Source organism: Dietzia sp. HMSC21D01, from assembly GCF_001815995.1.
Classification (GTDB): domain Bacteria; phylum Actinomycetota; class Actinomycetes; order Mycobacteriales; family Mycobacteriaceae; genus Dietzia; species Dietzia cinnamea.
Genome location: NZ_KV823961.1, coordinates 1 through 7,791, shown reverse-complemented (window position 1 = coordinate 7,791; position 7,791 = coordinate 1). Strand labels below are relative to the sequence as shown.

At 71.6% G+C, this 7,791-nt stretch carries 6 protein-coding genes and 1 tRNA gene; 6 read left to right on the top strand and 1 reads right to left on the bottom strand.

The annotated features are described in order from the left end of the window. Positions 1-715 precede the first annotated feature (715 nt). A tRNA-Leu gene (locus tag HMPREF3086_RS10945) sits at positions 716-801 on the bottom strand. Positions 802-1,029: 228 nt separating this feature from the next. Between HMPREF3086_RS10945 and HMPREF3086_RS10940 the strand changes: the two genes are divergently transcribed. The 6 genes from HMPREF3086_RS10940 to HMPREF3086_RS10915 all read left to right on the top strand — a co-directional run. Beyond that, positions 1,030-1,902, top strand: coding sequence for a DUF3662 and FHA domain-containing protein (locus HMPREF3086_RS10940; protein WP_070721850.1), 873 nt, complete (start codon positions 1,030-1,032; stop codon positions 1,900-1,902). An 85-nt stretch (positions 1,903-1,987) separates the two neighbouring features. Continuing rightward, positions 1,988-2,446 carry an FHA domain-containing protein FhaB/FipA gene (locus tag HMPREF3086_RS10935; protein ID WP_070721848.1) on the top strand — a complete coding sequence of 153 codons (459 nt, stop codon included), beginning with the start codon at positions 1,988-1,990 and terminating at the stop codon, positions 2,444-2,446. Continuing rightward, complete coding sequence (locus HMPREF3086_RS10930) at positions 2,443-4,011, top strand: PP2C family protein-serine/threonine phosphatase (RefSeq protein WP_070721846.1); 1,569 nt, start codon at positions 2,443-2,445, stop codon at positions 4,009-4,011. Before HMPREF3086_RS10935 ends, HMPREF3086_RS10930 begins: the two co-directional genes overlap by 4 nt. After that, positions 4,008-5,477, top strand: coding sequence for an FtsW/RodA/SpoVE family cell cycle protein (locus HMPREF3086_RS10925; RefSeq protein WP_371441665.1), 1,470 nt, complete (start codon positions 4,008-4,010; stop codon positions 5,475-5,477). The genes HMPREF3086_RS10930 and HMPREF3086_RS10925 overlap by 4 nt, the downstream gene beginning before the upstream one ends. Before the next feature lie 7 nt (positions 5,478-5,484). Next, positions 5,485-6,957 carry a penicillin-binding transpeptidase domain-containing protein gene (locus tag HMPREF3086_RS10920; protein ID WP_070721843.1) on the top strand — a complete coding sequence of 491 codons (1,473 nt, stop codon included), beginning with the start codon at positions 5,485-5,487 and terminating at the stop codon, positions 6,955-6,957. Next, the coding region (locus HMPREF3086_RS10915) for a serine/threonine-protein kinase (protein WP_141764064.1) at positions 6,954-7,791 on the top strand (838 nt) is incomplete at its 3' end. The genes HMPREF3086_RS10920 and HMPREF3086_RS10915, both read left to right, overlap by 4 nt.

The following is a 7,791-nucleotide window of genomic DNA, read 5'->3' as shown; positions in this document are numbered from 1 at the left end:
CCTGAGTTCCACAACTTTTAGTGACCCGCTTTCATGGCGAGGGACGGCCTGGGTGCGCACTTCTGCGCGGGCCTCGCCACGCAGGGAGTTTGTGGAGCTGCGAGCGAGCCAGGAAGGGCGCTGCCGCAGCCGTTCACGTCGAGCTCAACCGTGTTTTGGGGCAGCTGGGTGTCCGACTGAACTCCCCCAGCGGGCGTGCAACCCACTAACGGCCGTCGAGGCGGGTCACTGGGGCTACTCGAAGCTCCTGGAAGCCGCGCCCGGCCCGGATGTCTAGGCGCTTGCTGGCCCGGTAGATCCTTACTGTGGGCCGTGATCGTGTCCGGGCGACTCCCCACTGCCGCCCAATTAGTGACCCGCGCGAGGAGCGTCCAACGCTGTGAACAGCGACGACCACACCCAAGAACGCTGAATCACTGTCAACTTGTGGAACTCAGGTCAGGGGCGGACCACAGCCGCACGCCGACATGGCGTCTCGCGTTCACTGAAGCGCGCGCGAGACGCCATGTTCAGGAGCGGCTGCAATGGGGGCGTACAGGCGCGCGAGCGAGGCGCCAGCAGCGGGAGCGGATGCCAGCCGTGCGGGGAGCGGGTGCCGGTCAGGCGGGGGCAGCCCATTCGGTTCGCCACCGAAACAGGCCTCAAATGCGCTAAAGCCGCCCTCCGGGCCGGCTCCGCTCGCAGTTGGCTCACGCTCCAACTGCTCAACTGCTCGTGGTGGGCGAAGGGGGACTTGAACCCCCACGTCCCGAAGGACACTGGCACCTGAAGCCAGCGCGTCTGCCATTCCGCCACTCGCCCGAGTAACGCACGGATACGTTAACACGACCCGAACGTGGCACACTAATCGGCTGGTGAGCGGCTGGGCGTGCGTCCGGTCGGAGGTCGGGGCGGTTCGGCGCGTGCCTTACGGCCCGTCGCGGCACTATGATCGATCGGATGCCGCCGCCTGGCGGCTGGCACCGCACTGCCCGGCAGAACCGGGCCAGGCCGGACAAGGACCACAGTACGCACAGAGAGGAGGCGGCCATGGGGATCGTCGGCAAATTCGAGCGCACCCTGCAGGGCGCCGTGGGTGACGCGTTCGCCCGCCTCTTCGGCGGCCGGGTCGTCGCGGCGGAGGTGGAGGCCCAGCTGCGCAAGCAGGCGGAGGCCTCCCTCAAGGTGGTCGACGGCCACCTGCTGGTCTCCAACAGCTACACCATCACCCTCGCGCGCTCCGACTACGCGTCGTTCACGGAGGACGAGGCACTGGCCGTGAAGACCTTCTCCCGCCACCTGTCGGATCACATCAGCGAGCAGGGCTGGGAGACCTACGGTCCGGTCACCGTGACCTTCGTGGAGCGCGACGACCTCCACACCGGACAGATGCGTATCGACGGGGTCGTGGACCCCGACGCCGTCCCGTTCCACATCTCGGCCGCCGCGCCGGCACCGCGACCGGGTCATCCCGCGCCGTCGTCGCCGTCGCGCCGCGAACCGAGTGCGAGCAAGGAGAACATCGACATGCAGGCACCCGCCTCCAATTACCCCGTCGCGGCCGAGACCGGTCCCCGCAGCTCCGGCTGGGGCGGCCCGTCCGACGCGCCCACCCAGATCACGCAGGGGCGCTCGTCCCTGGCAGTCACGCTGCACCTCGAGGACGGCTCGGGACGCACCTTCCGGCTCCAGCGGGGCTCGAATTTGCTCGGCCGCGGTCAGGACGCGGGCTTCCGGCTCCCGGACACCGGTGTCTCGCGGCAGCACGCGGACATCCACTTCGACGGGCGGGAGGCGGTTCTCACCGACCTCGGCTCGACCAACGGCACCACGGTCAACGGGGGACCGGTCCAGGACTGGCAACTGGCCGACGGAGACGTGATCCGGGTCGGACACTCGGAGATCACCGTCCGGTTCGACTAGCCTCGACACGAGTGTCCCCCGGAACCACCGGGGGCGGTGACACGTTGGTAGAGGTGACCCGACCGGCGAGGGGAGGACGGCACCAGTGCAGGGACTCGTTCTGCAGCTGTCGCGCGGCCTGTTGCTGGTGCTGCTGTGGCTCTTCATCTACCTCACGCTGCGGGCGCTGAAGACCGACGTCTTCGGCAACGTGGGCATGCGTTCCGGCGGCCGCACCGAGCGCCGCGGTGGCGTGTTCGGTCGCGGCGCCAGGGCCATCCGCCATCTCGTCGTCACGCAGGGCGCGCTGGCCGGCACCCGCATCACGCTGTCCGAGCAACCCGTCCTGCTGGGCCGGGCGGACTCGTGCACGTTGGTGATCGACGACGACTACGCGTCGAACCAGCACGCCCGGCTGTCGCCACACGGCCCCGACTGGTTCCTCGAGGATCTGGGTTCGACCAACGGCACCTATCTGGACAGGACGCGGGTGACGACCCCGGTCAAGGTGGCCGCCGGCACGCCGATCCGGATCGGCAAGACCGTGATCGAGCTGCGCGCGTGACCCCGGCGCTCGTCTACACCGCCCGGTCCCACCTGGGGATGGTGCGGGAGAACAACGAGGACTCGGCGTACGCCGGCCCGCGCCTGCTCGCGCTCGCCGACGGGATGGGCGGCCACGCGGCGGGGGAGATCGCCAGCCAGTTCGTCGTGGCCGCGCTGGCCCGGCTCGACGAGGACGAGCCGGGGCAGGACCTCACCGCCGCCCTCACCCGCGCGCTCACCGTCGGCAACGAGGCGATCGCGGCCCACGTGGAGGCGCACCCGGAGACCGAGGGGATGGGCTGCACCGCCACGGCACTGCTGTTCGACGGTCGCCGCATGGGCCTGATCCACGTGGGTGACTCCCGCGCGTACCTCCTGCGGGACGGGACGCTGAGCCAGATCACCAAGGACGACACGTTCGTGCAGTCCCTCGTCGACCGCGGGGAGCTCTCCGCCGACGAGGCGCACACGCACCCGCGCCGCTCGCTCATCCTCAAGGCCCTGACCGGCGAGCCGGTGGAGCCGACCGCCGTCATCCGCGAGGCGCGGGTCGGCGACCGGTACCTGCTGTGCTCGGACGGCCTGTCCGATCCGGTGAGCACGGAGACCATCGCCGAGACGCTCGCCACGGGCTCGGTCGAGGAGGCGGCGGACCGGCTGGTGCAGCTGGCGCTGCGGTCGGGCGGGCCGGACAACATCACCGTCGTGCTGGCGGACGTCCTGGACTCGCCCCGCGACGCGCCCGTGGTCCCCGTGGTGGTGGGCGCGGCGTCCGGCGACGAACCGGGCCAGATCGACCCGGCCGCCGATCCGTACTCGGACACCGCGGCCGGCAAGGCCGCCGCGTTCTCCCGCGCCCAGGTCGCCTCGCGTGGCGGGGAGGTCGGTGGGTCCGGCCCGGACCGCGGGGCCGCCGGGCCGGGGACGGGGAGCGACGACGACGAGGTCGATCCCGCGCCGCCGCGAGGCACCAGATGGCGTTTCGCGTTGAGCGTCGTCGGGGTCCTCGCGCTGCTGGCCGGGATCGTCGGCGTGTCGGCGCTGCTCGTCCGCAGCAACTACTTCGTCACCGAGGAGGACAACCAGGTCGTGGTGAAGAGGGGCATCTCCGGGGAGGTCTTCGGCATCTCGTTGGCCTCGGTCAGCCAGGTCGCGTGCCTGGCCGACGACGGTGACCTGACGATGCACTCCCCCGACGCCATCCCCACCGGCTGCGACGTGTTCACCCTCGGTGACCTACGCGAACCCGCCCGGGAGACCGTGCGCGCCGGGATGCCGTCGGGCAGCCTGGCCGAGGCGACCGCCCAGGTCTCCCGCCTCGCGCAGGACAATCTCCTGCCGGTGTGCGAGCCCGAGCGGCGGGACCCGGACCGCGACGGGCGCACCTCGCCGTCGTCGCCCTCCTCCCCCACCGAGGCGCCCGCGTCGCCCGGGGCGCCCACGGGTGAGCCCGCACGGCCCCCCGAGGAGCCCACGGAAGCCTCCCCGGCCGAGCGGGCACCCGAGCGCTCCCCCGCCGAGTCGCCCACGTCCCCCGCGGCGCCCGCGCCGGTGCCCGGTGAGACCTGTCGGGCGGTGAGCTGACCGTGCCCTCCGCAGCGTCGGTCCCGCCCCCGTCCGACCCCCGGGCCCAGGCGGTCCCCGACCGCCCCCGCCGGGGCAAGGAACTTGTCCTGCTCGTCGCCGCGACGGTGATCGTCGGGTTCGCGCTCCTGCTCGTACAGCTGGCCCAAGAACAGGAACTGTCGCCGGCCCTGCTGTGGATCACGCTGGCGTTCCTCGGCCTATCCGGCGGCGCCCACCTGCTCATCCGCTGGCTCGCCCCCTACGCCGACCCCGTGCTCCTGCCGGGCGTCGCGCTGCTCAACGGCCTCGGACTCGTGCTCATCTACCGGCTCGACCTGGCGTACGCCGCCAACGCGGCGGCCGCCGGCAACGACCCGCCCGGCATGGACGTGACCCGGCAGTTGCTGTGGACGTTCATCGGACTCGGCGTCATGGGCGCGGTCCTGTCCCTCTTGCGCGACCATCGGGTGATGGCCCGCTACGGCTACACGATGGGGTTCGCCGGGCTCGTCCTGCTGGCGATCCCCGCCGTGCTGCCCGCGCGGTTCTCCGAGATCAACGGCGCCAAGAACTGGATCATCCTGCCCGGGTTCACCATCCAGCCCGGTGAGTTCGCCAAGATCCTGCTCATCATCTTCTTCGCCTCGATCCTCGTGGAGAAGCGCGAACTGTTCACCACCGCCGGTAAGCGCGTGCTGGGGGTGGACCTGCCGCGCGCCCGCGACCTCGGGCCCATCATCGTGGCGTGGTTCCTGTCGCTGGGCGTGCTGGTGTTCAACACCGACCTCGGCATGTGCCTGCTGCTGTTCGCCACCGTGCTGACCATGCTGTACGTGGCCACCGAGCGGGTGAGCTGGTTGCTCATCGGCGTGGTGCTGGTGGCGGTCGGCGGTGTGCTCGCCTACGCGCTGTTCGGGCACGTCCGCGTGCGGTTCCAGATCTGGCGGGACCCGTTCGCGTTCTTCGACACCGGCGGTTACCAGAGCTCGCAGGCACTGTTCGGGCTGGCCTCCGGCGGAATGGGCGGCACCGGGCTCGGCAACGGCCGGCCCGACCAGGTGCCGTTCGCCAACACCGACTTCATCACCCCCACCATCGGCGAGGAACTGGGCCTCATCGGCCTGGCCGCCGTGCTGATGGTCTACGCGATCCTCGTGCTGCGCGGCATCCGCGTGGGGCTGACGATCCGCGACAGCTTCGGCAAGCTCGTCGCCGTGGGCCTGGCGTTCACCGTGGCCATCCAGATGTTCGTCGTGGTGGGCGGCGTGTCCACGCTCATCCCGCTGACCGGCCTCACCCTGCCGTTCATGGCGTACGGCGGGTCCAGCCTGCTCGCCAACTACGCCCTCATGGCCATCCTGCTGCGCCTGTCCAACGACGCGCGCCGGCCGATGCCCACCCCCCGCCAGGCACCGGCACTCGCCGAGGCCGCCACCGGCCTGATGCGCGCGCCACGGCTGCTGCCGGGGCGGAGGAACGGGTGAGCGCCGAGTGAACGTCGCCATCCGCAGGGTCGCCGTGGCCGCCATGGTCATGGTGGTGGCCCTCCTCCTCCAGCTCACCTGGGTCCAGGTCTTCCGCGCCGACGAACTGCGCGCCGACCCGCGCAACACCCGCATGCTCCTCGACGAGTACTCCCGCCAGCGCGGACAGATCACCGCCGGCGGGCGCGTGCTGGCCATGTCCCTACCGTCGGAGGGCCGCTTCGAGTTCGAGCGCACCTACCCCACCGAACCCGAGGTGTTCGGCCCCACCGTCGGCTACTACTCGCTCCAGTTCGCCACCGCCGGGATCGAGCAGTCCCAGGACGCCTTCCTCAACGGCTCCGACCCGCGGCTGCTGTCCCAGCGCATCACCGGCCTCATCTCCGGCCGCACCCCACAGGGCGGCTCCGTCGAGCTGACCCTCGACCCGGTCGGGCAGCGCGTCGCCTACGACGCCCTCCGCCGCGGCGCCGGCCAGGGCCCGTTCGTCGGATCCGTCGCCGCCGTGCGCCCCTCGACCGGCGAGGTGCTCGCGCTGGCCTCCAGCCCCTCGTTCGACCCGGGCGCCCTGTCGAGCACCGACCCGGACGTGCGCTCCGCGGAGATGGCCCGCATCGAGCAGAGCCCCGACCGACCCCTGCTCAACCACGCCACCCAGCAGGCCCTGCCGCCCGGCTCCACGATGAAGGTCATCACCACCGCCGCGGCCCTCGAGCAGGGCATGGGTCCGGACACCCCCGTCTCCGGCGCCGGCCGCACCCTCCTGCCCGGCACCGCCACCTACCTGCAGAACTACGCGGGCCAGACCTGCGGCGGCGGCACGGTCACCCTCCGCACAGCGCTCGAACTGTCGTGCAACGTCCCGTTCGTGGAGATGAGCCAGGAGATCGGCCCGGAGGCGTTCACCGAGATGGCCGAGAAGTTCGGGGTGGACGGGACCGCCCCGGAGGACTTCGGTGTGCCCGTCGCGCCGTCGGGGCTCGGGGAGATGGAGGACGCCGCCCAGCTCGCCATGAGCGCGATCGGCCAGAGCGACGTCCGCATGACCACCCTGCAGAGCGCCATGGTCGCCGCGACCGTCTCCAACGGCGGCGTCCGCATGGAGCCGCAGCTGATCAAGTCCCTGACGGCGCCCGACCTCTCCGTCGTCGAGGGTTTCACCCCTCGCGACGCGGCCCGCGCCCTCACCGACGACCAGGCCGCCACCCTCACCGACATGATGATCGGCGCCGAGGCCAATGCCGGCGGCGGCCTCCCCGGGGTGACCATCGCCTCCAAGACCGGCACTGCCGAACACGGCGTCGACGCCTCCGCGTCGATCCCCTACACCTGGTACATCGCCTTCGTCCCCGGCCGTGACGTGGCGGTGGCCGTGGCGATCGAGTCCGGCCCCGGCATCACCCGCGACACCGTCGGCGCCACCTACGCCGCCCCCATCGGGCGCGAGGTCCTGGGCGCCCTCCTCGGGGGCGCGCCGTGAGCCTGAACTCCGGGGCTCTGCTGTCCCAGCGCTACCGCCTGCTGCGGCTCATCGCCACGGGCGGGATGGGCCAGGTCTGGGAGGCCGACGACTCCGTCCTCGACCGGCACGTCGCGGTCAAGGTCCTCAAAGCCGAGTACTCCTCCGACCCCGAGTTCGTCGAGCGGTTCCGGTCCGAGGCCAAGGTCACCGCGCGGATCTCCCATCCCGGCATCGCCACCGTCTACGACTACGGCCAGATCACCGACCCCGCCTCCGGCAGCCCGCTGTCCTACCTCGTCATGGAACTCGTGGTGGGCGAGCCGCTGTCGGACGTCCTCGCGCGCGAGGGCACGCTGCCCCTGCGCCACACGCTGGACATGCTCGAGCAGACCGGCCGCGCCCTCAACGCCGCCCACGCGATCGGGCTCGTGCACCGCGACGTCAAGCCGGGCAACATCCTCATCACGCCGACGGGGCAGGTCAAGCTCACCGACTTCGGGATCGCCAAGTCCATGGGCGCGTCCGCCGTCACCCAGACGGGGATGGTCGTGGGCACCGCCCAGTACATCGCGCCCGAGCAGGCGATGGGCCACGACACGACCCCGGCCGGCGATGTCTACTCCCTCGGCGTGGTGGGTTACGAGTGTCTGGCCGGGCGGCGACCGTTCGTCGCCGACTCACCCGTGAGCGTCGCGATGATGCACGTGCGCGACACCCCGGCGCCGCTGCCCGAGTCCGTGCCCGGCCCGGTCCGGCGCGTCATCGCCGAGGCGATGTCCAAGGATCCCGAGCGGCGCTACCCCGACGGCGAGGCCTTCGCCGAGGCCGTCGCCGACATCCGCGCCGGCCGCG

Bases quoted from the DNA above. Each gene is read 5' to 3' on its own strand.
- HMPREF3086_RS10940 (WP_070721850.1), top strand. From the start codon at position 1,030: ATGGGGATCGTCGGCAAATTCGAGCGCACCCTGCAGGGCGCCGTGGGT.